This is a genomic window from Roseateles amylovorans, from assembly GCF_025398155.2.
GTDB classification, from domain to species: domain Bacteria; phylum Pseudomonadota; class Gammaproteobacteria; order Burkholderiales; family Burkholderiaceae_C; genus Roseateles; species Roseateles amylovorans.
Genome location: NZ_CP104562.2, coordinates 5297934 through 5323808, shown reverse-complemented (window position 1 = coordinate 5323808; position 25875 = coordinate 5297934). Strand labels below are relative to the sequence as shown.

Sequence of the window (25875 nt, the reverse complement as noted above, 5' to 3'; positions counted from 1 at the left end):
TGAAAGCGGGGTTCAGCCGAACGCGCGCATCCGCTGCACGAGTTCGGGCCAGGCCGGCGGCTGGTAGCCGGTTGCCTCGCGGAAGCGGGAGGAGTCGAGCGAACGATCGATCACGAGGCGATCGTCCGGCGTGATCACGGTATCGCGGCCGTAAGCCTGAGCAACCAGCGTCAATAGCGCGTGCTTGTCGATGGGGGCGGCCGACACGTGGTAAAGACCGCGCAGCTCGGGGTGCGGCAGTACGTGATCGCGGATCACCCGGGCCAGTTCTACCGTCGGCAAGCCGGAGAAGATGGCGCGATTGAAGCCCTTGATAGCGCCACTTTGCGACAGGAACCAGCCAACCAGGCCATTCGCGCTGTCGAGCTCGTGGCCAATGATGGAGGTGCGCAGCGTGACGGCGTTAGGGTAGTCCACCTCGCCCATCAGCTTGCTGCGGCCGTAGAGGTCGGTCGCGTCGGGCGTGTCGCCTTCGCGGTAGTTGCCGGTCTTGCCAGAGAAGACGCAGTCGGTGCTCATGTGGACGAGCCGCGCGCCGGCCACCTCGCAAAGGCGCGCCAGCCGGTGAGGCAGCAAGGCGTTGATCGGGATCGCGGCGAGTGGATCATCCGCTTCCGCCAACTGCTTGATCAGACCGACGCAGTTGATGACGACATCCGGCCGCGAGGTGGCGAACAGGCGCGCCAAGCTGTCGGGATTGTCGACGTCGATGCCGGTGATGATGTTCGGATGGACGGGGGCGGGCAGCTTGCGCAGCAGTGCACCCGAGCGCGCCGAGCCGAACGCCCGGTAGCCGTCGCTCTCGGCGAACACGCGCAGCACGGCGTTGCCAAGCATGCCGGAGGCCCCGATCACCAGGATGTGGAGTGGAGAAGTCATGTCGAATGTCTGTCTTTTGCGTCGTTGAACGACCTGTCGCCGCGCGAGCCGGCCGCCAACAGCTGGAAGCGGGCGGCCAACTTGGTGGCTAGCGCTTCCGGCGCGAAGTGTTGCTCGTAATACCGCCTGCCGGACTCTCCCATGGCGCTTCGCGCGGCCGGCGCAAGACCATGGATTCGAAGTATGCCTTCGGCCAGCGCGGTGGCATCCTCGGCTGGTACTGCGATGCCGGCGCCTGCCTCCTCGACAACGCGGGCCCCCTCTCCGTCAAGTGAGGCAATGATCGGCCGGCCGGCGGCGAGATACGCCTGGACCTTGCTCGGCACGGTCTGCGAAAGAATCTCGCCACAGTTCAAGCTGACCAACACTGCGGCGGCTTGGTCGAGCAGGCCTGGCATCGCCTGCGGCGGAAAGCGTCCCGCCAGCATCAGGTTGCGCAGCCCGCGCCGTTCGATTTCCGCTTCCAGCCATGGGCCCCGGCTGCCGCTACCGATCATCACGATGCGGATGTCCGGAGAATGATCCGCTAGCACCGATGCGGCCTCGACGACCGTTTCCAGTGCCTGTACGGTGCCAAAGTTTCCGGCAAAGACGACGTTGAAACCGTCGGGCAGCGCGAGCGCCGGCGGCGCGCTGCCCGTAGGCGAACTGAACGCGACCTCGCCTGGATTCGGGTGGTATTCGACAGGCGTCTTGCCGGCCATCGCGCGGACCGGCGGCTCGAAGGCAAGTGACTGTACCAACAGCAGGTCGTGGCGCCGGTAGATCCAGCGCACCACCGTCGCCACGAGGGCGAGCAGGCGTGGATTGCGGACGAAGCCGGTGACCTCCAAACTCTGCGGCCACAGATCCTGCACCCAGGTCACCAGTTTCGCGCGCTTGATTTGCTTGAGCACGATTCCGGCGATGGCCTGGAGGATGGGGGAGGTGCCGTAGACGAAGACGATGTCGAACGCTTGGCCACGCAACGACCACGGGCCCAGTACCGAGGCGGCCGCCAAGAAGGAGAGGTAGTTCGCGACGAGCCGTTTGGCGCCGCCGATACCACGTGGGTAAAGCGGCACGCGGTGGATCTGATAGCCGGCCGGGTGCGTCTCGACGGTCAGTGCCGTGGCTCGATAGCCATCGAAGACACGACCCTCGGGATAGTTGGGCTGTCCGGTGAGCACGGTCACCTCGCAGCCGGCCGCCATCAGCGACTCCGCGACTTCATTGATGCGAAACGTCTCAGGCCAGAAATGCTGGCTCAGGATCAACACCCTCATGCGCGTGCTGCGGAGGCCGGTAACGACGCACGCAGAAGTTCATCCTTCTGCTCCGGCGAAGGGTAACTGATGAGTACAGCACGGTACTGGCCCTTGAAGACGAAAAAGCTGCCGGCCGACGCGCCGACGACACCGCAGCCCTTGATCAACTCGCCGATATCCTGCAGCGAACCCGCGCCGCCCAGTACCGACATCGGCAATCGGGTGACGTCACGGATCTTGCGCGCGAGGGCCAAGTCATAGCCCTTCATCTGGCCGTCGCGATCAATCGAATTGATGACCACTTCGCCGGCACCCAGGCGCTCAGCGTCCTTGGCAAGCTCCACCGGGGACTTGCCACTGTTCTTGCGCCCGTTGTGTGTCCAGACCTCTTGCTTGCCGAACAGGCTGTTTTTCACATCCAGCACAACCACCACGCTCTGGCTGCCGACTTCGGCGGCGATGCGCGAGATCAACATCGGATCTTCAACGGCGGCGGCACTCAGTGCGACCTTTTCAACGCCCAAGCCGATGATGCGCTTGGCCTGCTCGACGGTACGCACGCCTCCGCCGTAGCACAGCGGCATGCGGCACTCCGCCGCGAACTGCGCGATCAGGCGGAAGTTGGGTTCGCGGCCCTGCACGGTGGCGTCGATGTCCAGGACGATCAGCTCGTCCGCTTCCTTTTCGTTGAAGATCTTGACCGCGTTGATCGGGTCGCCCACGTATTTGGGGTCCTTGAATTTGACGGTCTTGACCAGGCCGTCGTCGTGGACCAGCAGGCAGGGAATGATGCGGGGACGCAGCATGTCAGAGCTCCGAGAAGTTTTTCAGGAGCTGGGCGCCGAAATGGTGGCTCTTCTCCGGGTGGAACTGGACGCCGTGGATATTACCGGCGCTGACGGCGCAACTGAACTCCTTGCCATACCTCGATACCGCTGCAACATGCGCTGGATCCGAGCATTCGAAGTAGAACGAGTGCAGGAAGTAGAAACGCGCGTCGGTGGTCAGATGGGTGAACAAGCGGTGGTCAGCGGCCGGATGCACATCGTTCCATCCCATGTGCGGGAGCAGCAAGTCAGGCTGGTTCAGGCCCTTGAAGCCTTTGACTTCGCCACGGATCCAGCCGAGCCCCGCCCGCGCACCCTCATCGCTTCGTTCGGCGAGCATCTGCATACCGACGCAGATGCCCAACACAGGAATCTTCTTGCCCAGCACCAGATCGTCTAGGCGAGAACGCATGCCAGAACGTTCCAATTCCTCCATGGCGTGGTCAAAGGCACCCACGCCCGGCAGGATCAGGCGTGTGGCGCCTTCCAGGTCATCTACCGTCTTCGCGAGCCCCACCGGGACGTTGAGCCGCTTGTACATGTTCTGGAAGGCCAAGATGTTCCCCAGGCCGTAATCGATGATCTTGATCATCGGATGATCGCCCGCTGAACGCCGACCGCGCGCATGACCTTGGTACCCAGGTCGATCAAACCCTGGCGGGACTTGTAATCGCGCCAGCTCTTGTTTGGGCCGTCGTGCAGGGCGCGCAGTTCCTCGACCGAGATATCGAGCTTGGTGGCGATGTACTCGAAGTCCTGCGCAATCGTGGCCTCGTCATAGGCGGGCTTGGCAATCTTCTCCAGTGCCTCGTCGCGCGACATCTGATTGGTCAGGATCAGACTGGAGAAATGGGCGCGGCGCTTGTCATAGCCGAACTTGGTCGGCTGCCAATAGCCTTCGTAGAAACGCGTAAAACGCGACTCGTAATGCTTGTGGGCGTACTTCTGCCAGCCAAACTTGTCGATTAGCAGCTGCATAGCCTCGTCCTTGATGTAAGGCACGCAGTTCAGCGGCCGCCAGACCTGCACGCCCTTGATGTAGCGGTAGTAGAGCTTGTAGGTGAAGATGTCCGACAGCGGGAAGGTCTTCAGCGGACGCTTGCCGAACCGGCTGTGAATGTCCTTGAGCTGCACGAGGTCCGAGGCGTGATAGGCCCATTCGAGCGGCTCGCGCACGCACTCGGTGGAGTAATTTCCGCCGTTGAGGATGTACTTGATCTTGTGCTTGGCCGCGAAGTTGTACAGCGAGGCGAAAAAGGCGTGGTCCTGCGGCGTGTCCAGATGGGGTACCTGTGCTTTGAAATACGCCAGTTGCAGGTCCTTCATTTCTTGCCAGTTGATCACCTCGGTGTGCAGATGCAGGCCGAGGCCTTCGACGATCCGCTCGATGTTGTGAACCGCCTGCTGCGAATTCCAGCCAGCGTCGACGTGAAAGATCAAGGGGCGCAGCCCGAATTTCTCCTTGGCTAGATAGGCCAGATAGGAGCTGTCCACGCCGCCGCTGATGCCCAGCAGCGAGTCGTACTCACGGCCCTCACCATCCTTGCGGATCTTGGCGACCATGGTGTCGATCTCGGCTTGACCACGCTCGTCCGTGTGCCAGTTCGGCAGGATGTTGTCGTGATAGTTGTTGCAGTAGTCGCACCAGCCGCGGGCATCGAAGCTGATGCCCGCATCGCTGGTGTCCATGATGCAGTTGGCGCAGATGCGGTAGTTCTGTTGTGACACGGCGGACAGTCCCTGGGAAATTCAGATGGTCGAGTAGAGGGTGCGATTGTTTTCGAGCGCGACGGGGTCGGACAGGCGTGCGGCGGCGGCCTGTCGCACGGCAGGGCGCACGGCGGCACGCGCCTCCGGCGGCTGGTCCGCGAGTTCGTCCAGCACTCGGGCGAAGGCGTCGGGGTCGGCGAGGGCAAGGTCCCAGCCGACGCCGTCGGTCGCGAGGTCGCGCCACGGGGTGTTCTGGCTGATCAGCACGCGGGTGCCGACGGCGATCGATTCCGCAATGACGTGGCCGTAATTCTCGCCGTGGGACGGGAACAGGAACACGTCGTAGCCGGCCAGGCACTGGAAGACCTCCTCGGGTGCGACGGGTCCAAGGTAGCGGGCATGGACCTGTAGGGGCAACTGCTTCAGCAGGGCGTCACATTCGGACCAGTACGCTGGGTCTTCCTGCGGGCCGATGATGTCGAAGTCGATCTCACTGCGCACGCGCTGCAGGATGCGCAGCGCGCCGTCGAGGTTCTTCTCGCGGGTCAGGCGTGATAGGAAGACGACCCGCAGTCGCGACTGCGGCGGCGATTCGGAGGCAAAGGCGGCGGCGTCGCGAATCGGCAGGTCGATGGCGGATCTCACGCGCTCGCCCGGCAGCCGCATCGCCTTCACGATGCCTTGCGCTTCGTGCGGACTCGAAGCGTGCCATCGCATGTTACGGCCGTAAAAGCCGGCCAAACGCGAGAGTTCAATGTAGAGTTTCTTCTTCGGATATTTGATGCGTAGCGGTCCTTCGACGAACTCGCCGCGCGGCGACATCACGACGCGCCGCGGCTGGATACGGCCGAGTCGCATCAGCAGCAGCAGCTTGATGGTAAAGATGGGGTCGAAGAAACTGTTCAGGTGAAGGATGTCGTGCGGTGTGCCGTTGACAAGATCGGCAAGGGCGGAAAGGCCCAGCTCGTCCGGCGCGAGGTATCGCACGTGGGAGCGACCCATCGGCACCCATTTGCCGCGGGGCAGGTCGTAGGGCTGGTCCGAGCCCAGGTCTCGATCGCGCGTGACGATGAGAAACGAAAACTCATCGCCCAGCCACTCGACCGTGTTCAGCACCGTGCGCGCGATGCCGCCGGACATGTAGCCGGGGAAATAGTTGGGGACGAAGATCAGGACGGTCTGCATGACGTGGATGGCGGCTCAGGTCGGCGCGAGCGGTTGCTGCAGCCGGGCGGCCGACGGGGTCGGTACGTTTGCGTGTCGATGCTCGCAAGCGAAGGCGATCAGCAGGAACAGGTAAACGTGGAACACCGCGCTGTCGGTAGACATCGCCTGGTTGCCGTTGGTGCCCATGTAGAAGAGGAAAGGGAAACCCGCGGACATCAGGAACAGCCCCAGGGGATCGCGGATGCGGCGCGCCTGGAGCACGCTGAAGACGTAGCTGCCGAAATACAGCGCACCGCCGACAAGGCCCAGCTTCATCAGCGTGGCGAGGAAGTCGACCTCGTAACTGAACGGGCGCTCGTCGCTGCGGATGTAAGCGGCGACGGTGCCGAAACCTCCGCCCAGAACCGGATTCTCGGCGATCTTGTCCAGCAGGGCCGGGATCTGGGCATAGCGCTCGGCCGAGGAGATGTCGTTGTCGGAGAACTCGAAACGCTGCTGTATCCAGTCGAGGTTGGCCCCGACGGCGAGTATCAGTGCCAGCAGCGAACCCAGCACCAAGCGCCGGCGGGGCCGGGGCGGCAAGGTCATCAGCAGTTTGGGCGTGACGATGAGCAGTTGTAGTGCGGTGGCGATCACCAGGGCACGGCGGCCGTCCAAAAGCAACGCGATCACGTACATCAGCGACAACATCAGTTCCCGACGTCGCTGCGTCAGTGAGAAACGGTACAGCGACAGAGCCAGACCCAGCATCATCAGGTGGGCAATGTTGGTATAGAGACCTAGCGCGCCGGAGTTGCTGTCGATCTTCCAGGACAGGCCGAGTCCCTTAAGGAAGGCGTTGACCAGCAGTAGCGAGTCGGTCTCGACCGATCCGAAGATCACGAAGAATCCGACGGCAAGAGTGACGCTGAGCACCGCGATCGCGATCGAGAGCTGATCGATCATCCTGAAGAACGACCGCTGCAGGCCGTACTGCGTGACTAGCAGGTAGAGCACCGGCAGCACGAAGATGTAGAGCAGGAAGCCGGCTGAATCGGTGACGATGTACTGGTTCGGATTGCCGTGTACGAGCGCGACGCAAGACCAGCCGACGTAGACGACCAGCAGCGCCGCCCAGATGCTGAACATGAAGGTATATGGCAGGCGCAGCCGGCGATGCAACAGGCCGACACCGGCCACTAGGGCGACCAGCGCAAATGACAGCACCAGCACCGGCGCAATGAACTGCTCCAGCAGCGGATAGAAGCCCAGTGAGCCGCAGGCCGCCAGCAACAGCAGCTTCTTCAGGTGCAGGCCGGGCGTGGATGCCGGCTGAGGCAATTCAGTGAGAACGGAGGTATGCATGAAGCAGCGATCTGAAGCGCATCTTGCGGCGCAGCGTGGCCATCGATGCCGCGACCGCGCGCAGGCGGAACTCGCCCGGGCTCGTGCTCTTGGCATCGCCGTGATAGATCACCATGCGCGGGTCGTAGACCACGCGAAGGCCGCGGCGGACGCAGTTGAAGGCGATCAGGTCCTCCTCGCCATACATGAAGATGTCCTCGTCCAGTTCGCCGAAGTCGCGCAGATAGTGTTCGGACAGGAACAAGAAGCAGCCGTGGACCATGTAGACGTCGGAGATCCCGGCTGGCGCGTCCTTGCCGGACGGATCCGATGTTCGTGTGGCACGGGGCTTGAGCATGGTGCCCAGTGCCACCGCCTTCATCGCCGTCCAGAGTTTGCCCAGATGGATGGCCGCGATGTACTGCAGCGTCAGGCGTCGCAGCATCGGGTTGTCAGAACCGGGTTCGTCGCCGCGCACATACGGGCCAACCACCGCAATACCGGCGTCGCGCGCGGCCAAGCAACGCGCAGCCAGATCGGGCGATTCGACGCGCGTGTCGCTGGTGGCGATCACGACGTTGAGGATGCCCCTCTCCCGCAGCGCGCGGATGCCGACGTTGTTGCCTGCAGAATAGCCACCATTGCGTCCCGACTGAAGCACGCTGACCCGGGCATGCCCGGCGAAATGCCGAGCAAGCACGTCGAACGCGCCATTCGGCGAGGCGTTGTCGACCACGACAACCGGTGCATCACCCTTCAAGGCGAGGATGCTGTCGACGCAACGCACCGTTTCGTCGTGGTTGACGTAGTTCAGGACGACGAAGCCAAGGTCGGAAGACATGGGTAACCGGTCAGCGGGAGGTGTGGCGGGGCGCACGCGGTGCGTCGACCACGGCCCTCAGCATCTGCAGGTAGCGCTGGCCGAACTCGACGGTCCGCCGGTGCAGGGCGATTCTAGCGGTTGCCTCGGCGGCCTCATCGACCCCGCCGGGCAGTTCGGCCCAGGCTTGGCGCAGCAGCGCGGCCAGCGCGGACGAGTCCTTCGGGTCGAAATAGGCGGCCCGGGGATGGGCCTGCTCGCGGTGCACGGCGAGGTCGGAGGCGATTAACGGCTTGCCCATGGACTTGGACTCCTCGACGCTGCTGCTCCAGCCTTCGAAGAAGGACGGATTGACCACCGCGACGCTGGCACGCATCAGGCCCTGCACGTCGGCGTAGTCGATGCTGCCTAGCAGCCGAACGTGCTGGTGCAGGTCCTGCTCGTCGCGGACGCGAAGGGCCTCTTGGGCTAGCGTATTGCCGTTCGGGTCCTTGACCCAGCCGGTGCACACCAGCGTGACGTCCAGGCCTTCGCGCTTGAGCTGGGCAACCGCTTCGAACGCGGCACGATGGTTTTTGTGAGCCCAGAACTGGTTGGGTAGGAAGAAGAAGCGCTCCGGCAGCCCGTGCTTGTCCAGCAGCGCGCGCGTCGCCTGGGGGCTGGTGGCCCCGAGGTGCAACTGGGAGACGAAGGGCAGCACATGGGTGCGGGCTGGCCGGGGCTCGCCCATCACCTGAGCAAAGTCCTTATACGCGTCTTGGCTGCTGACGACCACGGCGTCGCTGTGCTGGTGCAGCGCGCGCAGGTCGGCGCTGCGGCGCCCGACGTCGAGGCCGGGAAAGAGGTGGGGCAGATGCAGGTACTGGAAATCAGGGATCCAGGAAATCAAACGGAAGCGCGGGCTCAGTCGTTCGACCATCGAAGGGTGGGACAAGACGTCCACCCCGTGGCGGCGCAGTTCGCGCTCCACGAAGACCTGTGAGCGCAGGCCGCGATAGGCCAGCCGATGGAAGAACCAGGGCACGGTGCCCCGGGTGAGGATGTCGAGTTGCACGACTTCGGCGAGGGCCTGGAACTCCGCCAACAGCTTTGGCGTCATGTCCCTGCCAACGAACAGCGTGACGCGGACGTGGGCAGGCCTTGCGGCATGCACTGCATGCAGCAGGTTTCGGAAATAGTTCAGGCCGCCGGCGTAAGCGAGACCGAAATCAAACCAGAAGCCGACGTGGAGCGGCTTTTCGGACGATGTGGATACAGGCGTCGAGGCAGTCATGGGGCGGGTAGGTGGGCGTTGCGCGCCCAGAGGGCATAGGCGGCGAGGCCCTGGTCCAGCGTGATCGATGTGCTCCATCCTGCGGCATGCATGCGGTGGATGGCTGCGTGATAGAAGCGTGGATCGCCAGCGCGGACGGTGCCGTTGAAGCAGATCTCCGCGGAACTACCGAGCGCGAGGGCGAGCCGTTCCAATACCTCGCGCACCGTCACGCGCTCGCCGGACGCGCCGTTCACAATGTCCAGGCGGACCGGACCCGTGGGCTCGCCCCTGGCGCGCTCGGCGAGGCGCAGCATCAGCGCCGCGGCATCGTCGACGTGGATCCAGTCGCGGGTCTCCTCGCCGGTGCCGAAGAAGGTTAGCGGCGACTCGCCCGACAGCAGCCGGCCCGACGCGTCCCACAGCAACTGCTTGCGCAGGCCGGGGCCGTAGATGGAGAAGAAGCGCACCGCGACCGCCGGTTGACCGAAGCAGGTGGCATGCGCCGCGAGCAACGTCTCCACCATCTGCTTGTGGAAGCCGTAGGGTGAGACGGGGTTGGGGGCGTCCGTCTCGTGCAGCGGCCGGTCGGGCGCCGCACCGTAGACCGCCGCGCTCGACGGATACAGCACTACAGCCGTCGGCGCGTGCCGGCGCAGGTAGTCCAGCAACACCACCGTGCTGCCGACGGTGCGCTCGTAGGCATCCAGCGGCTGTTCCAGCGAGTACGGAACTGAGCCGTTGCTGGCGCAGTGGGCCACGGCGTGCAGATCCTGGCCGAGATCGGCCAGGCCGTCGAGCACCTTGGCCGTCACACCAGCATTGACCCAGCGGTCGTAGCCGGCCGCGAGGGCTTCGTCGTCGGTCCAGCGGCCATGGCCGAGGCCTACGACGCGCCAGCCCGCCACGCGGAAGCGCCTTGCGCACGCCTGGCCGAGGAAACCGGCACCGCCTGTGATGAGCACTGTCGGGGAAGGAGTGAGGGAAGTCTGCTTCATACCGGGTTCAGAGGCTGCCGAGGTCGGCGCCCAGGGCGACCCAGGGCATGTCCACCTGCGGATGCGTCGAACGCAGTCGGGCCAGGTAGGTCAAGGCGTCGGGGTTGTCGTCCATGTCGCCCGGTTGCAGCGCGTCGACGGCGATCCAGGCGCCTCGCCGGAAGCTGTAGTGCTTGATCACGCGTGCCGGGTTGCCGATGACCAAGCTGAACGGCGGCACGTCCGCCGTCAACACCGCGCCCGCGCCGATCACGCAGCCGTGGCCGATGTCGACATTCCCCAGCACCATGGCGTTTACGCCGAAGAAGCAGTTGTCCCCAACTCGGATCTCGTCCGCCGCCGTCGTACCGGTGGCGATGATTGGCGAGTTCGGCGTGTCTGCAATGTGGGTACTGCAAATGAATTTGCAACCCAGCGTGGTCAGGCAGTAGTGGCCGATCCGGATCGAGCGGCCCGAGCTCATGAAATTGTCCCGGCCGATGAAGGTGTGGTCGCCGATCGTGATCGCAAAACCGCCTGGCAAGGGATGGTTCACGTTCAACCAGCAACGTTCCGAGACGCCGCTGTTCTCGCCGATCCGAACGTGGCGGCGGCCCAGGATCTGGACGGACCAGTGCACGTGCGATCCCCGGCCCAGCGCCAACGGCCCGCGCTGGCGCCACAGGGAGATCCGTTCGCGCAGGAGGACGGGCACATGGCGTCGCACGATTCGTTTCAGGGCTTGGAGCATTTCCCCTGGCCCTCAGGCGTGAGTGACCGTGTCGCCGGTCGGCAGCTGTTTACGCAGCTGGTGCTCGTGGTTCAGCACCGCGGAGGGCGTTCCGGTCTCGAGCACGGTAAGGATCACGTCCACGTCCGGCGCAGCCAACAGGTCCGCCATCGGGCGCATGAAGAAATCATCGCTCACCGGGTTGAAATGGGTGAAGTTCCAGTTGCAGACCTGCGTCGTGTAGTAGCAGAGCAGCGCATCGCGCGCCATCGCCGGCGTGACCGTCAACTGCCCGCGGGCGGCTTGTCCCAGCAGCTCGAAGTAACGCTCGCGCGACTTGGCGGACCAGACGAATCCCAGGTCGGCGTAGTAGCTGCTCGAGGCGGTGATTGTCGGCTTTCCCAGAGCGCTGGCCTCGACGCCGAAAGTCGAGGTGTAGGCGAGCACGGCCGATGACACCGACAGCAAGTCGTAGCTGTTGAGCGGATTCGCCGCGGCGATGAAGAACAGGCGTTCGTGGTCTCCGAAGACCTGCCGCAGCAGGGCACCGTAGTCGTCCGACGTGCGGGCCAGATCGAACCGCTCGGCTGGATGCTGGCGGACGACGACCTTCGCGTCGGTGTGCTCAAGGATCCATCGCACCGACTCGACGATCCACTGGGCGCTGTCCTTGAAGACGACGTGTAGGCCCAGGGCGGCCTGGTCCCACGAGGAGTTCAAGGCGATTAGGATGGCACCTTTGTAGGGATCCAGCGGATCGGCGACACCCGAGGACTGTTGGTAGTTGAAAGAGCTGCGCCCGCTGTGGCGCTTCTCGATCTCGGCGTGCGCCAAGGTCAGCATGACTGCCTCCCGGGCCGGGGACGCCGCGTCCTGCTTCACGCGGGCAAAAGCGTCCGGGATGTCCTGCAACTGGGCCGCGATGCCGCGGGCGGCGAGCAACACCAGTCCCGCGCCAGCATCGTAGGTGGAGACACGCACGCCGCGCGCCTCCCCGGCGGCTATCCACAGGCCGCTGGTGCCGTACACGCCACCAGGCATCACGATGGCATCGAAGTCGTGTTCGCTCACGACTCGCTCGATCGCCGGGAGGGCGCGGCGCAGTTGCTTGCGCACGAGGGTTTCGTAGGCCGACCGGCCTTCGGTCAAGGTCTCACCGCGCAGCTTGTGCACGGCGTTGAGTTCGGCGAGCCGGGCGATCCGAGCGAGCGCTTCATCGGAGAGTGCTGTGCCGTCACGAAAGAAGTCCGACAAGTTGATCACCTTGTATCTCGCGGCCAGCCGTCGCATCACGCGACGGATGAAGTGGCGCACGATCGAGGCTACCCGTGGCGCGTCGCTGAACGGCAGGTCGTCATGGATGAACACGACCCGGTTGCCGCGCACGCTCAGGAGCAGACCCATCAGCACCGCATACCAAGGCACCCATGTCGTGAGCCACACGGTCACCACGAGTGCGATCGTGCGCTGCTGCGAGCCGGAAGCGAGGTGGCGCGCGTGCTGCGCCTCGGTCTGATCCACCAGTGCGTGCATGTGGCGCACGCTGTCCAACCAGCGTAGTGGATTGATGCCCAGCCATTCGCCGACGCGGTTCTTGAAGGTTTTCTTCTTGGCGGTCATGCCAAAGCTCCAGCGGAGAAGGGGGGCAGGTGGGCCGATGGGCGGTCTAATAGGTTACGCATGACTCGCTGACAACCTGCGATGGATGACAAAGAGCGTTCCGGCCAGCGCGGCCGAGAAGGCGAACTTGGCGGCCAGGAGCATCGCCAGCGGCCAGCCCTGGGCCGACAGCCAATGGGCGCCGCCGCCGATGGCGCCGAGCGCCGTCAGCGATGTCGCCATCAAGGCGAAGTCGCTTTGTCCTGTGAGCCGGCGGGCCATCCATTGGCTCACCAGCATCCGGCTGCCGAAGGCGGCGCAGGTGGCGACGGCCGCCCCCAGGATGTGATGCTCCGGGATCAGCACCAGTCCAAGGAGCATCGCCAGGATGGCGCTGAGGATGGAGACGGCGACGGAGGTCTTGGGGCGGCGGTGGTAAAGCAGCACCGTGTCCGACATCAGGGTGAAGGTGTTGCTGAAGTTGGCCACCACCAGAATGAGCAGCAGCGTCAGGCCGCCCGCGTAGCCGCGCGGGGCGACGAGGGCGAAGATCTCCTGCGCGAAGATCATCAGCGCCGCGCACACCGCTAGCATGAGTAACGCCAGGATGCGGGTGGCGCGATGGATCATGCTGGGCACCTGGTCCGCCTCGGCCCCGTAGACAGCCGGCTGCAGGGCCATGCCGAACGACGAGCAGGCGATGCCGGCCACCATCGAAAGCTGCTGTGCCAGGCCAAAGACAGCCAGTTCCTCTGCTGGCACGTGATGCTGAAGGATCAACGTACTGGCGCGGTTTAGCAGAAAGTACGCGACGTAGCCAACCAGGATGGGGACGGCGTACCTTAGCGTTTCGGCCAGCCAGGCACGCGGTAAGGCCAGCCGGAAGGACTTGCCCAACATCACCGGAAGGGCACCGGCCGACAGCATCGATCCCGCGAGCAATGCCAGCAGGATGCCGGTCAAGCCCCAATGGAAGAATCGCAGCATCAATGTGGCGACGATGGCGATCAGCGCCGCGCCGCCGACCTGCAGGGACACGACCGCGACCACGCGTCCCTGCATGCGCAACCAGATGACGCTGAGCGCGCTGAGGAAACCTAACGCTGCGATGGCTACGCTCAGCGGCAAGTAGGGTGTGATCGGGACCGCGGGCGAAAGCCCGCTCCACAGCGCCCGGCCGGCCAGTGCCAGCGCCCCGCAGGTGCCCAGCAACAGCAGTCCGAAGAAGCAGACCAGCGCGCTGATGAACTCCCGCTCCGTGCCCACCTTCCTGTGGTCGAAGTAAAGGCGACCCAATGCCGACGGGATGCCGAACTGAAGCAGGTACGTGAAGATGTCAATGTTGGCGCGGACGGCGACGAAATGACCGAACTCCGCCTGCGTCAGGCTGCGCGTGTACATCGGCAGCAGCAGGAAGCCCCCCACGGCAATGACGGCCATGTCGGCGAATCCGTACAGCGCGGCGGAGGAAAGCAGGCGGCGGGTATCCATCGTGGCGGGAAGTCTTCGAGCGTGCCGGGGCTCACTCGTGCGCGTTCAGCGCCTTGTAGCCATGCCCCTTGACCAGTTCGTCGCGTTGCGCCGTAACGAGGTCCTCACGGGTCATCTCGCGCACCAGCTCCTCGAAGCTGATTTTCGGCTCCCAGCCCAGCTGCTTCTTTGCTTTGCTGGGGTCGCCAAGCAGCGTCTCGACCTCGGCCGGCCGGAAGTAGCGCGGGTCCACCGCCACGACGACGCGTTCGCCGCCGGCCGTGTCGACCAGGTAAGCCTTCTCATCGACGCCGCTGCCTTCCCAGCGCAGCGTCATCTCCAGTTCCTTGGCCGCAGCCTTAACGAAGTCGCGCACGCTGTACTGAACACCGGTGGCGATGACGTAATCCTCGGGCGTGTCCTGCTGCAGCATCAGCCACTGCGCCTCGACGTAGTCTTTGGCGTGGCCCCAGTCACGCAGCGAGTCCATGTTGCCCAGGTACAGGCAGTTCTGCAGGCCCAGCTTGATGCGGGACAGCGCGCGGGTGATCTTGCGCGTCACGAAGGTCTCGCCGCGCAGCGGGGACTCATGGTTGAACAGGATGCCATTGCACGCGTACATGCCATATGACTCGCGGTAGTTCACCGTGATCCAGTAGCCGTAGAGCTTGGCCACGCCGTACGGGCTGCGCGGGTAGAAAGGCGTGGTCTCCTTCTGCGGTATTTCCTGCACCTGGCCGTACATCTCGGAGGTGCTGGCCTGGTAGAAGCGGGTCTTCTTCTGCAGGCCCAGCAGGCGGATCGCCTCCAGGATGCGCAGCGGACCGACGGCGTCGGAGTTGGCGGTGTACTCGGGTTCCTCGAAGCTCACGTGCACATGCGACTGTGCGGCCAGGTTGTAGATCTCGTCGGGCTGGACCTGCTGGATGATCCGGACCAGGCTGGAGGAGTCCGTCATGTCGCCGTAGTGTAGGAACAGCCGCGTGTCGGGCAGGTGCGGGTCCTGGTATAGGTGGTCGATGCGGTCGGTATTGAACAGCGAAGCGCGACGGCGGATGCCGTGGACGATATAGCCCTTGTCCAGCAGGAACTCTGCGAGGTAGGCACCGTCCTGGCCGGTGATGCCTGTGATGAGAGCGACTTTTTGATTCATGGCAGCGCGTTCGATGTAAGCGGGGAAATGAGGGCCGGACGGATTCAGCGAGCGCCGGCGGCGGGCGTGTCTGCCCAGTGCGAAGCAAGCGCCCAGTCGTCGGCAGTGTCGATGTCCAGGCTCTCGCGAGCGTCGGTCATCACGAAGGGCAGGACGCCGGGCCGCACGATGGGGCGGGCAGCGCGGGCGTCCTCGGCGGGGATCACGTAGAGCGCGCCGTTGAGCGCGTAGGCCGGCGTCAGGTCCTGCGAGCGCAGCGATAGCGGTTCCCAGCCGAGGCTGGGGCGCAGCTCGCCGTCCTGCCAGGCGAAGGTCCAGGCAGGGTGCGAGGCAGCCGGGCTGACGCTAACGACCGGATGGCGCGTCGTGCCGGCCTGGTCGGCATAGGTGCGGACCGCGCCTCGGATCGCTTTGGCGCTGCGAAAGGGGCTGGTCGGCTGCAGCAGCAGCACCGCGTCGACGGCGCCGTGCGCCTGTTCGTACCAGTCCAGCGCATGGGAGATGACGCCCGCGCTGCCGGCGGTGTCGGTAGCAAGTTCGGCCGGCCGCAGCCAGGGGACCATCGCACCGGCATCCCGGGATGCCTGGGCAATTTCGTCGTCGTCGGTGCTGACCAGCACATCGATGCATACGCCACTCTCACGTGCCGCATCGATAGACCATTGGATCAATGGGCGACCGCCCAGCATCAGCACGTTCTTTCGCGGCAGCCGCTTGCTACCGCCGCGGGCAGGCACCAGGGCCAGCAGGCGCAGCGGGTCAGCCATGGAACAGCCCTGCCACGTCGTACTGGGCGCGCTGGAAGTCCTCCATGCGACCGATGTCCAGCCAGTATTCGTGAACCGGGAACATGTTCACCGGCAGGCCTTGGGCCATTTGTTGCTGAAGCAGTGTCGGCATGTCGATCCGATGACCGCGCGTGACACCGGCGAGAACCGATGGCGACAACACGTAGATGCCCGCGTTGATGAAGTAGCGGTAGGCCGGTTTCTCGACCATCGAGATGATGCGCTGGCCATCCCCCTGAATGACGCCGTAAGGCACCCGGTGCTCATGCTCGCGCACGCACATTGTGGCGACGCCATCATGGCTGTCGTGGAAATCGAGCAGCTTGTTGAAGTCCAGGTTGGTCAGCAGATCGCCGTTCATCATGAACATCGGTTCACGGATCGCGTCGCGCGGCAGCAGGCCCAGCGCGCCGCCGGTGCCCAGCGGTTCATCCTCGTGCACGTACTGGACGTCGATGCCCCAGCGACTGCCGTCTCCGATATGGTCGCGAATCATCTCCGGCAGGTAGTGCGTCGAGATGAAGAAGCGATAGAAGCCGGCGCGCACGAAGTTCTCGATGATGATTTCGAGAATGGGCTTGTCGCCCACGTTGAGCAGCGGCTTGGGGCAGTTGTCGGTCAATGGCTGCAGCCGTGTGCCGAAGCCGCCGGCCATTAGAAATACCGCGTTGTCGCGGCGCTTGCCGTGCAGCAGGCCGTGCAAGGTCTCGATGCCGACGACCCGATTGTCGGCGTCCACCATCGGAATCTGCGAGATCTGATGGCGCTCCATCAATTGCAGCACGCGTTCCTTCGCAGAACCTGCCGGAGCGGTGCGTGGTTGCTTCGCCATCACCTCGGAGATGGGTGCGTCCAGCCCGATCTGGCGGATCAGCGCGCGGCGCACGTCACCGTCGGTGACGGTGCCAAGGATCCGTCGCTGTTCATCGACGACAACGGCTATCTGAAGCCCGCCGCGGTCGAGCACGCTGATGGCGGCCTGCAGTGGCAGCTCGGGGGCGATCAGGACGGAATCCCAGGAAGTCATGCTTGTTTCAATCCAGAGAGGGCAACCGGCCGCGGGACGCGGTCGCGGCTTGGCGATGTGGAAGGTAGGCGTCCCCGTCGGCGAGTGCCCGCGCCAGGGTGCTACCGGCGGCGACCAGGCATCCGCGGCCGACGGCGACCAGCGGCAACAGCGTGGCCGATGCACCGATAAAGGTGTCATCGCCCACGCGCACGCCGCCACACAGCACGACGCCGGGTGCCAGGTGCACGTGCTCGCCGACGTTGCCGTCATGGTCGACCGCAACGCCGGTGTTCACGATGGTGTTGCAGCCGATGCGGGTGTCGGCTTGCACAATGGCGCCGGCCATGATCTGAACGCCTTCTTCAATGCACGCCGAGGCGTCCACCATGGCGCGAGGATGGATCAACGCCGGGAAACGGTAGCCGAGGCGGTTGAGGGCACGGTAACGTTCTCCGCGCAAACGGGACCCCGGCACGATGCCAATGCCCAATGCGAGCTCGTACGCTTTGGGCGTGAACCGGGTCAGTGCGTCGTCGGCGCCGAGTACGGGCAGCCCGCGCCATTCGGTCACCCCTGCCGCATGAAGCGACGGATCACAGACGCCAGCAAGACGCCGGCCTGTGGCTGTCGCGAGCGAGGCCACGACTTTCGCGTGCCCGCCAGCCCCCAGCAATATCAGCGGAGGTGCGTCCTCAGCGAAGACATGCAGGGGCGACGCGAGCTCCATGGTCATACCACGTCGCCGTTTTGATGGTCACGGGCCGCGACGGTGCCCACCAATCCCCAGAGCGCTGTCGGCGGCAGGCCATGCCCGCTGCGTGCAGTCGATAGGTCGGTGCGGGCGAAGGTTTCACCGGCGCGGACATCGCGGGTCACGACCACCTGCTGGCGTGCCGCCTTGCGTGTGTCCCATTCGCTGGCCTGCGGGCTCTTTGCTCCGTCGCCGAGTGCCAAAGCAATTGCGCGGATCTCGCGGATCATGCGAGCCAGCTCATCAGGTTCCAGCGAGGCGCGGTGGTCCGGGCCGGGCATCGTCCGGTCGAGGGTAAAGTGTTTTTCGATCAACACAGCGCCACGTGCCACGGCGGCTACCGGGATCAGGACGCCCTCGGTGTGGTCCGAGTACCCGACCGGAAGGCCGAACGCCTTCGCCAGCGTGTCCATGGCCGCGAGATTGACCTCGTGCATCGGTGTCGGGTACTGGGAGGTGCAATGCAGGATCGTGACGCGGCCCTGCAGCGAACGGCGCCAGTCGGTACGGCTCCAGCCCTGCCAGACCTCGTCGACATGCGCCGGCTCGATGTCGACATTGAAGGCATGCGCGACGACGGCAAGGGCTTGTTCGACCTCGGAGAGGGTCGCCATGCCGGTCGACACGACCAGCGGTTTTCGCTGCCGTGCGAACTTCCACAGCAGCGGGCCGTTGGTAATTTCACCGGAGGGAACCTTGTAGAACGGCATGCCGAGCGTCTCGAGGAAATCGAGGCTGTCCGGATCGAAGGCGGTCGAAAGGAACTCGATGCCACGGGCCAGGGCGCGGTCCCTGAGTTCATAGTGCCATTCCCGTGGCAGTTCCAGCTTGCGCAGCATGTCAAGCTGGGACTCTGCGGCCTCCGTCGTCTGCTTCTGGTAGCTGGCCTTCGGGGCAGTACGGCTGGCCAACTTGTTCGCATTGAAGGTCTGAAACTTGACCGCGTTGGCCCCTGCGTCTGCCGCGCGGTCGACCAATTCACGTGCGAGTGCCAGCTCACCGTTGTGGTTCACGCCTGCTTCGGCGATGACGTAGACAGGTTTCATGGGTTGGAGACGCTCGGTGCGCCGGTGATGGGGCGGTTCACGAAAGGCTTGTCCATCGGAGAAAGCGGCACGGTCTGCAGCACATCGGCGATACGCCGGGCGGCACCGGGCTGGCCATACGGGGTGTCGCGACTCTCGGTCAGCAAACGATGCTCGTCGGTGAGCGCGTGTGCCAGGGTGGAGCGGATCGCTTCCAGGTCTTCATCGCAATGCAGGACCGACGGCGCGCGCAGTCGGCCGCGCTGGCGGTTGCCAATGTCGACTGTCGGTACTCCGATGGCGGGCGCTTCGAGCAGACCACTGGACGAATTGCCGACGACGGCGTCGACCTGCGCCATCAGACTGAGATAGCGACGCGCGCCGAGGGATTCGACCAGCGCTACTCGCCCCGGCCGTTTTGAGGCGAATCGCTCCAGCGCCTGGCGGATGCCTGAAGAACCAGGATCGGAGTTGGTGCCGGTGATTACGATGGTGCCGCCGGTCTCGTCCAGCGCCGTCAGCAGCGACTGCATCGCGCTGAGTCCGGCGTCATTGCTGAGCGTGACCGGGTGGTAGGTGACCAGGAAACTCGGCGATTGGAGTGTCAGGCCGAGGTCCCGCTCCAAGGCCTCGCGCGGGATGGCATCCAGTGCGGCAATGTTGTCCATCGCTGGCGCGCCGACCGTCCAGATGCGCGATGGCGCTTCGCCCATTTGGCGCAAGCGATCGGCATAAGGCTCAGCCGCTGGAAAGTGCAAGTAAGAGAGCTTGGTGACCGCGTGGCGGATCGATTCGTCGATGGCGCCCTCGGTCGTTTCGCCACCATGGATGTGCGCAATGGGCACTCGCGCCAGCACCGCGGCCTGCGCTGCCGCGAGTAGCTCGTAACGGTCACCGAGCAGCACCAGGACATCAGGACGTAGCTGGTCTAGCGCCTCAGCGGTTCCGATCATGGCAAGGGCGGCCGATTTGGCGGTGGCCACGGCGCTGTCGCCGTTCAACAGCATGTCCACCTCAGCATCAATCGTGAAACCGTCAGCCTCAATGTTTAGGCGCGTCAGCCCATGCTGCGTTGACAGATGGGTGCCACTGGCAATGATCTGCAACTGGAGCCCGCTCCGATCTTTGATCTCTCGCATCAACGGTTGCAGCAGACCGTATTCAGCCCGCGTGCTGGTGAAGACGGCGATACGGCGCGGTGTCATGGTGTGTCCGGCGTCACGCTGCTGGGCAGGTTCACGACGCGCGCCTCCAGCCATTCCGCGTTGTCCAAAGGACCGCGGGGCGCATTTGCAAACAGCGGCAAACGGTTCATCAGCGCCCAGATCGGACGCGTCATCACACCGGCCTCGTTCGTCGCCTTGAGTAGGGCCTCGCGCTGCTCGGGGTTGTCGCAGACGACGCCGTTGAGCCAGTAGTTGGAGCGGCAGTGCTCCGGCTCGACGATCGGTTGCAGGTCCGTGCCGGCAAAGAATGCGATGTAGCGCTCGGCCAGCGCGCGCTTGGAAGCCAGGAACGCCGGCAACTGCTCCAGCTGCGCGCAGCCCAGTGCCGCGTTCAGGTTGGGCATGCGGTAGTTATAGCCGACCTCGTCGTGGAAAAACTCGTACGGATGTGGGATCTTGGCCGTCGTGGTCAGGTGCTTGGCGCGCTTGCCGATGGCCTCGTCCGCCAGCACCATGCCGCCGCCGCCGGTGGTCATGATCTTGTTGCCGTTGAAGCTCAGCACGCCGATGCGGCCGAAGTTGCCGGTATGCCGGCCCTTGTAGTAGCTGCCCAGCGACTCCGCCGCATCTTCGACGAGCACGAGATGCCAGCGGTCGCAGACTGCGACCAGGGCGTCGAGGTCGACCGGGTGGCCGAAGGTGTGCATCGGCAGGCAGGCGCGGATGCGGCGCCCGCCGTCGCGTGTGCGGCAGACGCCGTCGTCGTCGATCCGTGCGTGCTCCTCGAGCCAGGCGCCCAACGCGCCGGGTGACAGGCCCAGCGTGTGTCGGTCGACGTCGATGAACAGCGGCTCCGCGCCGCAATATGCGATCGCATTGCAGGTCGCCACGAAGGTCAGCGACTGCGTTACCACCAAGTCGTCCCGCTCGACGCCCGCCAGCACCAGTGCGATGTGCAGCGCCGCCGTGCCGTTCATCACCGCGACCGCGCGCGGGCTGCCGGTGAAGGCGGCAGTGTCCTTCTCGAAACGGTCGACGTAGGCGCCGACGCTCGATACGAAGGTCGAGTCGATCGTGTCCACCAGCAGCTCGCGCTCGCGGCCGCGGAACACGGGCGCGTGCAGCGGGATGAACTCGTTGGTGGCGTATTGCTCGCGGACGAAACTGACGAGGCGGTCGAACATCGCGGCGGTCCTCAGACGTTGTAGATGTGGGCCTTGTACTTCGCGAGATTGGCTGGTTGCGTCATCCAGTCGATGGTGCGCTGCAGACCGTCGCGGATGTCGTGGCGCGGCTCGAAGCCGGTCAGGCCGCGGATGCGCGTGTTGTCGCACCACAGGCGGAAGACCTCAGACTTCTCCGGGCGGATGCGCTGGTCGTCGGTGATGAACTCGACGTCGCTGTTCATCAGTTCCTTGATCAGGTTCAGCGTGTCTCCGACCGAGATCTCGTAGTTGGAGCCGATGTTGACCGTCTCGCCGATCGCCTGTTCGCAACGCGCCAGCTCGAGGAAGCCGCGGCAGGTGTCGGCCACGTAGTTGAAGTCGCGCGTCGGCGTGGTGTCGCCCAGCTTGATTTGCTTCATGCCCGAGGCGATCTGGGTGATGATCGTCGGGATGACCGCACGCGCCGATTGGCGCGGGCCGTAGGTGTTGAACGGGCGCGCGATCGTCAGCGGCAGGTTGAATGCGTTGAAGTAGCTCATCGCCATCGCGTCGGCGCCGATCTTGGACGCGCTGTACGGCGACTGCGGCTGGAGCGGATGCTTCTCGTCGATGGGCACGTAGCGCGCCGTGCCGTAGACCTCGCTGGTCGAGGTGTGGATCACGCGTTGCACGCCGTTGTCCAGCGCTGCTTGGCATATGTTGAGCGTCCCCTTCACGTTGGTGTCGACGTAGCTGTCGGGCGCCACGTACGAGTAGGGGATGGCGATCAGCGCCGCCAGGTGGAACACCGCATCCTGCCCCTGAGTAACCTTGCGGCAGAAATGCGGGTCACGGACATCGCCGCTGACGATCTCCACCTGTTTGGCGCAATCGATGTCATCCAGCCAGCCCCAGTAGTTGAACGAGTTGTATTGGCTCAGGGCTTTGACTTCAAAGCCTTCCCGCACCAGCAGTTCGACAAGGTGGGAACCGATGAACCCGTCGGCGCCGGTCACAAGCACTCGCTTCATTGTGATGTTGCTTTCAATCAGGACTTTGAGTTCGGGGAAGGCGTGACGTCCGCGTCGGAGTCGCAAGGAGGTTGGCGCCGAAGTTCGTCGTGCAGTGAATCGATCGTGCGGCGCAATGCTTCAAATTCCGCTTCCTTGCGTTGAAGGAATTCCTTCGTCATGCGCGCCTTCTCAATCAAGCCAACTGGCGTGAGCAGATAGCTGTAAGCCAGCTTGTGATCGCTGCGCTCGAAATTGCGCATCTTCACAAGCCCCTTGTTAAGCAAGGCCTGCAATAGGTAGTGCGTCTTGCCTAGGCTGATGCCCAGCTGTTTGGACAGGCTTCGCTGCGAGATGTGAGGGTCTAGTTCCAGCGCGCGAAGCACCATGAGGCGCCCTTCCTCCGTGCTGGCGTCTTGCGCGTCTTCAGGCGGCTGGGTTGGTGGAATGGACATGCGTTCAGAAGTTGAACTGGTAGTTTAACACGCTTGTTCAACCGATGAACGACCCCATTCAAAACGACGACGCAGCTTCGGACAAGCGCCGAGACGACTCGGGGAGGGGCGTCAGCGAAGCGGCGTGGATCGCCACATGTGCCTGCCGGCGACATGGATGGCAAGCAAGATGAAAGCGATCAATGCCACCGCCATTGCAATCGACGCGCGCTTGGGCTTGCTCTTCCATTCAGGCACAGAAGCCTTGTCGACGACCTGGATGCTGTTGTCCTCAAGACTCTCTTCCAGCCGGGCCGCTTCAAATTGGCGCCCGATCTGTTCAAAAAGGGCTTCCTGGTATTTGAACTCGCGATATTTGCTGACGTAGTCGGGGCCCTGTGCCACATCGGTCTTCTGTTCAAGCGAACGAAGCTGGGCTCGCAGCGCATTGGCGGCCGCGATGAGTGGCGCCAGTTCGGGGGACCGGTCGGCGAGCACGCTGCGCATGCTGTTCAAGCGCACTTCAGTTGACGTCAGTTCGGCCTTGGTGCGCGCGTACTCCTCGGCGGCTGCCTTGGGCTCCGCGCGCAATGCACCTTGGCTGAATCCGGCGGCTTGGAGAGCCGATTGCGCTTCGGTCAGGCGGAGCTTGGTGCGCTCCAGTTGCTTCTCGAAGAACGCCCGCTTGCGCTGAGCTTCCGTCAGTGACATGGACGCCGTCATGGTGCGCAACTCATCGACGTACTGGTTGGCAATCTCCGCCGCTCGTTGCGGATTCGCGTCGTCCACCTCGATAACGATCAGTCCGTCCTTTTTATTGAACGAGATCCGCGATTTCGATTTCAGCATGTCGCGCGACTCGAAGCGAAAGTTTGTCTTGTACAGCTCTTGAAGCTTGAAGCGGTCAAGCAGCTTGTCGGCGACTGTCTGGCTCTGAAGCAATGACACGTACATGTCTCCGGAGCCCTTCGCTCCCCCCGCGCCAGCCAGACCTGCCAAAGACCCAAGCGATGAGTTCAACGCAGCACTCAGTGCCCCACTGCTGCCACCTTGGGGTGGCAGCAGCGAAGTGCGTGCGGTGAATTGAGGCGCCATGAGGTACGTCGCGCCCAGCGCCAGCGCCCCGACGACGATCGGTAGCAGCACCAATCGGCGCCAGTGACGCGCGAGTTCGCGCGACAGGTCGATCAAGTTGATTTCCGCGGCTGGCGCGGCGGCGTCCGAGGTGGCTCCCTGGAAGGTGGTCTGCGTCATAGCGTTCAGTTCTTGATTGTTTTCAGCGCAGCAGCACCCAGACCAAACTGATAAAGGATCTGCGTCCAGTCCTTGGCTTCCTGGATGAACGTCGTCTTGTTCAGCTCTTCCGGCACGAAGACCGTATCTCCCGGGAGCGCTTGCAGCCCGGCCATGCTGGATCCAAAGCCCAGCCAGCCGCTGCTGGATTGGCGTGCACTGATCACGCTGCCATTAGCGCGCAGCACGAAGATGCTTCCCGAATCGGCGCCCCGTGTTGGGCCGCCTGCCAACTTTAGTGCGTCGTCCACCGAGCTGCCCTCGCGCAGCAGATAGCTTCCACCGTTGAAAACACTGCCGAAGACGCCCACGGTGTTGGGACGTGCCGGAATCAGCAGCCGGTCACCGTCCTCCACGGTAAGCGCCGGAAGCTCCCGTGCATCTGCTTCGAGCTGCAGCACGATCCGTCCGGTGGGGCGCACTGCGCGCAGCCGTTCGATCAGCCGCGTCGCGCCAGACGCTCGTTGTGCAGAGGCCGCAGCCTCGTCCGCCGTCGTGGCGCGCTGTGTGGAGGTGTTCTTGGTGAACTCCGTCTCCAGGTCTCGCAAGGCTCGGTCGTAGTTTTCCTGCTGCGACAGGCGTACGCTCTCACGAGAGAAATCGGTGCCGAAGATGTAGGCGTGAGGCGTCAGGCCACCCGCCGCCAGGATGGCGTCCGTCAGTGTGCTGCTGGGCGCCAGCACATATTCGCCGGGCCTCGCCACCTCACCCTCCACCCGCACGCGCTTGTACTGCTTGTACTGCGGCAACTGCGCATTCACGCTGCTGAACACCCGCATCACATCGCCGTTGCCCACGGCGACCTTGAGCTGCTGCGGCAATTGCAGTTGCACCACACGGCGATCCGTCCGATCGCTCAGGCGTTCGATGGACAGGCGGCTGGTGTCTGCCACCGCGTTGAAGCCACCAGCCATGGCGAGCACATCTTCGACCGTCTCACCGGGCTTGAGTTCAGCAATCGTCTGCTTGTTGACGCTGCCCAGAATCGCCACTTGAGGCCCGATCGGACCAATATGGATCACGTCCTCGGCCTGTAGTGGCCGATCGCTCATCTTGTCGCCCTTGAGCAGCAGGTCGTAGGCATCGAACTGCGCCACCACCTGACCGTTGCGCCGCAGTTCGATCTGGCGGAAGCTGCCAGCTGCCGAAGGCCCTCCTGCTCGGATCAGGCCATTTACGATCGTCGCCAGGCTGCTGACGTTGTACGCGCCCGGCTTCTGGGTGAATCCGGTGACATAGATGCGGATCGTCCGCAGCTTGCCCATCGAGGTGCTTACCTGGAAGTTCTTGAACACCTGCGCCGTACGGGCACGGACCACGTCGTTCAGGTCGCCGTACCGAATGCCCGCCACCATGACCGGGCCGACGCGCGGAATGGTGACTCGGCCGCCGCGGTCCACGGTCATGCGCAGGTCCGCATCCACCGAACCCCACAACGTGACCTGCAATTCGTCACCGATGCCGATCAAGTAGTCGGCCGGCACTTGGCGAGGCCCCTCCGCGCCACTCATGGCCGCGTTCTGGGTATCGTCCAGCATCAGATCGGCGCCAAGCCGGCGCACGGCATTGTCAGGATTGATGTACTTGGTCGACAGCCCGCCATCCGCGGTCACCCCGCCAGGGTTGGTGCTGGCGTCTCGCCTAGCCTGCTCCTGTTCGCCCAACTTCACCAGGTCGACGCCCAGCAGCTTGTTGACGTAGATCTCAAACTCGCCAGGGATGTACTTGGCAGGCTTGGAGAGTCCGGTCTGGCTCGTGGCGCGGCTGTCGGCGTTCTGGGCGTCGCTGATCGATCGACTGGCGCTGTTGAGTCGGACCACGCCGCCGACGTCGCTGGCGCCGGTATTGGTCCCGTAGTAAGCGGAGGTGTCCGATGTATCTGCCGCCCAGGCCGAAGCGGCGAGCAGTGCGGCAGCCAGCGCGGTCAGCGCCTGACGCGCCACGGAGGTCTTTCGTTTCGGAGCCAAAAGAGGGGCGCGTCGGCCGCTGATATCCATGCGTGATCTCATCTAGGGATGGATGGTCTGCCGCCCGCGGGGGATGCCCGCGCCGAACGGCAAGCGGTGCATTCTAAGAGCACCGATGTGGCGCCAAAACCGC

General features: G+C 64.2%; 24 protein-coding genes. All 24 read right to left on the bottom strand.

All coding sequences use genetic code 11. The annotated features are described in order from the left end of the window. Nucleotides 1-12: 12 nt before the first annotated feature. A complete protein-coding gene (locus N4261_RS22045; RefSeq protein ID WP_261757395.1) occupies nt 13-879 on the bottom strand; it encodes a dTDP-4-dehydrorhamnose reductase family protein in 867 nt (288 codons plus the stop codon). After that, the gene (locus N4261_RS22040) at nt 876-2144 is read right to left on the bottom strand and encodes a glycosyltransferase family 4 protein (RefSeq protein WP_261757394.1); all 1269 of its coding nucleotides are present in this window, start codon (nt 2142-2144) and stop codon (nt 876-878) included. The genes N4261_RS22045 and N4261_RS22040 overlap by 4 nt, the downstream gene beginning before the upstream one ends. Further along, on the bottom strand, nt 2141-2932 hold the full coding sequence (locus tag N4261_RS22035) for an AglZ/HisF2 family acetamidino modification protein (protein ID WP_261757393.1): 792 nt from the start codon (nt 2930-2932) through the stop codon (nt 2141-2143). The genes N4261_RS22040 and N4261_RS22035 overlap by 4 nt, the downstream gene beginning before the upstream one ends. A gap of 1 nt (nt 2933) precedes the next feature. After that, on the bottom strand, nt 2934-3545 hold the full coding sequence (gene hisH / locus N4261_RS22030; protein ID WP_261757392.1) for an imidazole glycerol phosphate synthase subunit HisH: 612 nt from the start codon (nt 3543-3545) through the stop codon (nt 2934-2936). Beyond that, nucleotides 3542-4681: an N-acetyl sugar amidotransferase gene (locus N4261_RS22025; protein WP_261757390.1), complete on the bottom strand. Its 1140-nt coding sequence runs from the start codon at nt 4679-4681 to the stop codon at nt 3542-3544. Before N4261_RS22025 ends, hisH begins: the two co-directional genes overlap by 4 nt. Before the next feature lie 21 nt (nt 4682-4702). Then, nucleotides 4703-5848, bottom strand: a complete 1146-nt coding sequence (locus tag N4261_RS22020) for a glycosyltransferase family 4 protein (RefSeq protein ID WP_261757389.1) — start codon at nt 5846-5848, stop codon at nt 4703-4705. A 15-nt stretch (nt 5849-5863) separates the two neighbouring features. Next, nucleotides 5864-7174 (bottom strand): O-antigen ligase family protein, encoded by a 1311-nt coding sequence (locus N4261_RS22015; protein WP_261757388.1) that lies wholly within the window; start codon nt 7172-7174, stop codon nt 5864-5866. After that, on the bottom strand, nt 7152-8030 hold the full coding sequence (locus N4261_RS22010; RefSeq protein WP_261757387.1) for a glycosyltransferase: 879 nt from the start codon (nt 8028-8030) through the stop codon (nt 7152-7154). The genes N4261_RS22015 and N4261_RS22010 overlap by 23 nt, the downstream gene beginning before the upstream one ends. Continuing rightward, nucleotides 8005-9324, bottom strand: coding sequence for a glycosyltransferase family 4 protein (locus tag N4261_RS22005; RefSeq protein ID WP_261757386.1), 1320 nt, complete (start codon nt 9322-9324; stop codon nt 8005-8007). Before N4261_RS22005 ends, N4261_RS22010 begins: the two co-directional genes overlap by 26 nt. After that, a complete protein-coding gene (locus tag N4261_RS22000) occupies nt 9243-10223 on the bottom strand; it encodes an NAD-dependent epimerase/dehydratase family protein (RefSeq protein WP_261757385.1) in 981 nt (326 codons plus the stop codon). Before N4261_RS22000 ends, N4261_RS22005 begins: the two co-directional genes overlap by 82 nt. A gap of 7 nt (nt 10224-10230) precedes the next feature. Further along, the gene (locus N4261_RS26105; protein ID WP_290428837.1) at nt 10231-10953 is read right to left on the bottom strand and encodes an acyltransferase; all 723 of its coding nucleotides are present in this window, start codon (nt 10951-10953) and stop codon (nt 10231-10233) included. 12 nt (nt 10954-10965) lie between these two features. Beyond that, nucleotides 10966-12552, bottom strand: coding sequence for a capsular polysaccharide export protein, LipB/KpsS family (locus N4261_RS21990; protein ID WP_261757384.1), 1587 nt, complete (start codon nt 12550-12552; stop codon nt 10966-10968). A 54-nt stretch (nt 12553-12606) separates the two neighbouring features. Then, complete coding sequence (locus N4261_RS21985; RefSeq protein WP_261757383.1) at nt 12607-14022, bottom strand: lipopolysaccharide biosynthesis protein; 1416 nt, start codon at nt 14020-14022, stop codon at nt 12607-12609. A 31-nt stretch (nt 14023-14053) separates the two neighbouring features. Then, on the bottom strand, nt 14054-15154 hold the full coding sequence (gene gmd / locus N4261_RS21980; RefSeq protein WP_261757382.1) for a GDP-mannose 4,6-dehydratase: 1101 nt from the start codon (nt 15152-15154) through the stop codon (nt 14054-14056). Between the two features lie 44 nt (nt 15155-15198). Beyond that, nucleotides 15199-15921 carry an acylneuraminate cytidylyltransferase family protein gene (locus N4261_RS21975; protein ID WP_261757381.1) on the bottom strand — a complete coding sequence of 241 codons (723 nt, stop codon included), beginning with the start codon at nt 15919-15921 and terminating at the stop codon, nt 15199-15201. Next, a complete protein-coding gene (locus N4261_RS21970; RefSeq protein WP_261757379.1) occupies nt 15914-16969 on the bottom strand; it encodes a nucleotidyltransferase family protein in 1056 nt (351 codons plus the stop codon). The genes N4261_RS21975 and N4261_RS21970 overlap by 8 nt, the downstream gene beginning before the upstream one ends. A gap of 7 nt (nt 16970-16976) precedes the next feature. Continuing rightward, entirely contained in the window at nt 16977-17684 is a 708-nt protein-coding gene (locus tag N4261_RS21965; RefSeq protein WP_261757378.1) for an acetyltransferase, read from the bottom strand. Beyond that, nucleotides 17681-18748: an N-acetylneuraminate synthase gene (neuB, locus tag N4261_RS21960; protein ID WP_261757377.1), complete on the bottom strand. Its 1068-nt coding sequence runs from the start codon at nt 18746-18748 to the stop codon at nt 17681-17683. The genes N4261_RS21965 and neuB overlap by 4 nt, the downstream gene beginning before the upstream one ends. Continuing rightward, on the bottom strand, nt 18745-19932 hold the full coding sequence (gene neuC, locus N4261_RS21955; protein WP_261757376.1) for a UDP-N-acetylglucosamine 2-epimerase: 1188 nt from the start codon (nt 19930-19932) through the stop codon (nt 18745-18747). Before neuC ends, neuB begins: the two co-directional genes overlap by 4 nt. Then, nucleotides 19929-21077 carry a LegC family aminotransferase gene (locus tag N4261_RS21950; RefSeq protein ID WP_261757375.1) on the bottom strand — a complete coding sequence of 383 codons (1149 nt, stop codon included), beginning with the start codon at nt 21075-21077 and terminating at the stop codon, nt 19929-19931. The genes neuC and N4261_RS21950 overlap by 4 nt, the downstream gene beginning before the upstream one ends. Nucleotides 21078-21088: 11 nt before the next feature. After that, on the bottom strand, nt 21089-22069 hold the full coding sequence (locus tag N4261_RS21945; RefSeq protein ID WP_261757374.1) for an NAD-dependent 4,6-dehydratase LegB: 981 nt from the start codon (nt 22067-22069) through the stop codon (nt 21089-21091). Nucleotides 22070-22086: 17 nt separating this feature from the next. Then, a complete protein-coding gene (locus N4261_RS21940) occupies nt 22087-22503 on the bottom strand; it encodes a MarR family EPS-associated transcriptional regulator (RefSeq protein WP_261757373.1) in 417 nt (138 codons plus the stop codon). A gap of 111 nt (nt 22504-22614) precedes the next feature. After that, nucleotides 22615-23736, bottom strand: a complete 1122-nt coding sequence (locus tag N4261_RS21935) for a Wzz/FepE/Etk N-terminal domain-containing protein (protein ID WP_261757372.1) — start codon at nt 23734-23736, stop codon at nt 22615-22617. Between the two features lie 5 nt (nt 23737-23741). Next, entirely contained in the window at nt 23742-25742 is a 2001-nt protein-coding gene (locus tag N4261_RS21930; RefSeq protein ID WP_261757371.1) for an SLBB domain-containing protein, read from the bottom strand. Between the last annotated feature and the right edge of the window lie 133 nt (nt 25743-25875).

Excerpts from the sequence above, each read along its gene's own strand:
- N4261_RS22045 (WP_261757395.1), bottom strand. The coding sequence starts at position 879 with ATGACTTCTCCACTCCACATCCTGGTGATCGGGGCCTCCGGCATGCTT.
- N4261_RS22040 (WP_261757394.1), bottom strand. The coding sequence starts at position 2,144 with ATGAGGGTGTTGATCCTGAGCCAGCATTTCTGGCCTGAGACGTTTCGC.
- N4261_RS22035 (WP_261757393.1), bottom strand. The coding sequence starts at position 2,932 with ATGCTGCGTCCCCGCATCATTCCCTGCCTGCTGGTCCACGACGACGGC.
- hisH (WP_261757392.1), bottom strand. The coding sequence starts at position 3,545 with ATGATCAAGATCATCGATTACGGCCTGGGGAACATCTTGGCCTTCCAG.
- N4261_RS22020 (WP_261757389.1), bottom strand. The coding sequence starts at position 5,848 with ATGCAGACCGTCCTGATCTTCGTCCCCAACTATTTCCCCGGCTACATG.
- N4261_RS22015 (WP_261757388.1), bottom strand. The coding sequence starts at position 7,174 with ATGCATACCTCCGTTCTCACTGAATTGCCTCAGCCGGCATCCACGCCC.
- N4261_RS22005 (WP_261757386.1), bottom strand. The coding sequence starts at position 9,324 with ATGGAGCACATCGATCACGCTGGACCAGGGCCTCGCCGCCTATGCCCT.
- N4261_RS22000 (WP_261757385.1), bottom strand. The coding sequence starts at position 10,223 with ATGAAGCAGACTTCCCTCACTCCTTCCCCGACAGTGCTCATCACAGGC.
- N4261_RS26105 (WP_290428837.1), bottom strand. The coding sequence starts at position 10,953 with ATGCTCCAAGCCCTGAAACGAATCGTGCGACGCCATGTGCCCGTCCTC.
- N4261_RS21990 (WP_261757384.1), bottom strand. The coding sequence starts at position 12,552 with ATGACCGCCAAGAAGAAAACCTTCAAGAACCGCGTCGGCGAATGGCTG.
- N4261_RS21985 (WP_261757383.1), bottom strand. The coding sequence starts at position 14,022 with ATGGATACCCGCCGCCTGCTTTCCTCCGCCGCGCTGTACGGATTCGCC.
- gmd (WP_261757382.1), bottom strand. The coding sequence starts at position 15,154 with ATGAATCAAAAAGTCGCTCTCATCACAGGCATCACCGGCCAGGACGGT.
- N4261_RS21975 (WP_261757381.1), bottom strand. The coding sequence starts at position 15,921 with ATGGCTGACCCGCTGCGCCTGCTGGCCCTGGTGCCTGCCCGCGGCGGT.
- N4261_RS21970 (WP_261757379.1), bottom strand. The coding sequence starts at position 16,969 with ATGACTTCCTGGGATTCCGTCCTGATCGCCCCCGAGCTGCCACTGCAG.
- N4261_RS21965 (WP_261757378.1), bottom strand. The coding sequence starts at position 17,684 with ATGACCATGGAGCTCGCGTCGCCCCTGCATGTCTTCGCTGAGGACGCA.
- neuB (WP_261757377.1), bottom strand. The coding sequence starts at position 18,748 with ATGAAACCTGTCTACGTCATCGCCGAAGCAGGCGTGAACCACAACGGT.
- neuC (WP_261757376.1), bottom strand. The coding sequence starts at position 19,932 with ATGACACCGCGCCGTATCGCCGTCTTCACCAGCACGCGGGCTGAATAC.
- N4261_RS21950 (WP_261757375.1), bottom strand. The coding sequence starts at position 21,077 with ATGTTCGACCGCCTCGTCAGTTTCGTCCGCGAGCAATACGCCACCAAC.
- N4261_RS21945 (WP_261757374.1), bottom strand. The coding sequence starts at position 22,069 with ATGAAGCGAGTGCTTGTGACCGGCGCCGACGGGTTCATCGGTTCCCAC.
- N4261_RS21940 (WP_261757373.1), bottom strand. The coding sequence starts at position 22,503 with ATGTCCATTCCACCAACCCAGCCGCCTGAAGACGCGCAAGACGCCAGC.
- N4261_RS21935 (WP_261757372.1), bottom strand. The coding sequence starts at position 23,736 with ATGACGCAGACCACCTTCCAGGGAGCCACCTCGGACGCCGCCGCGCCA.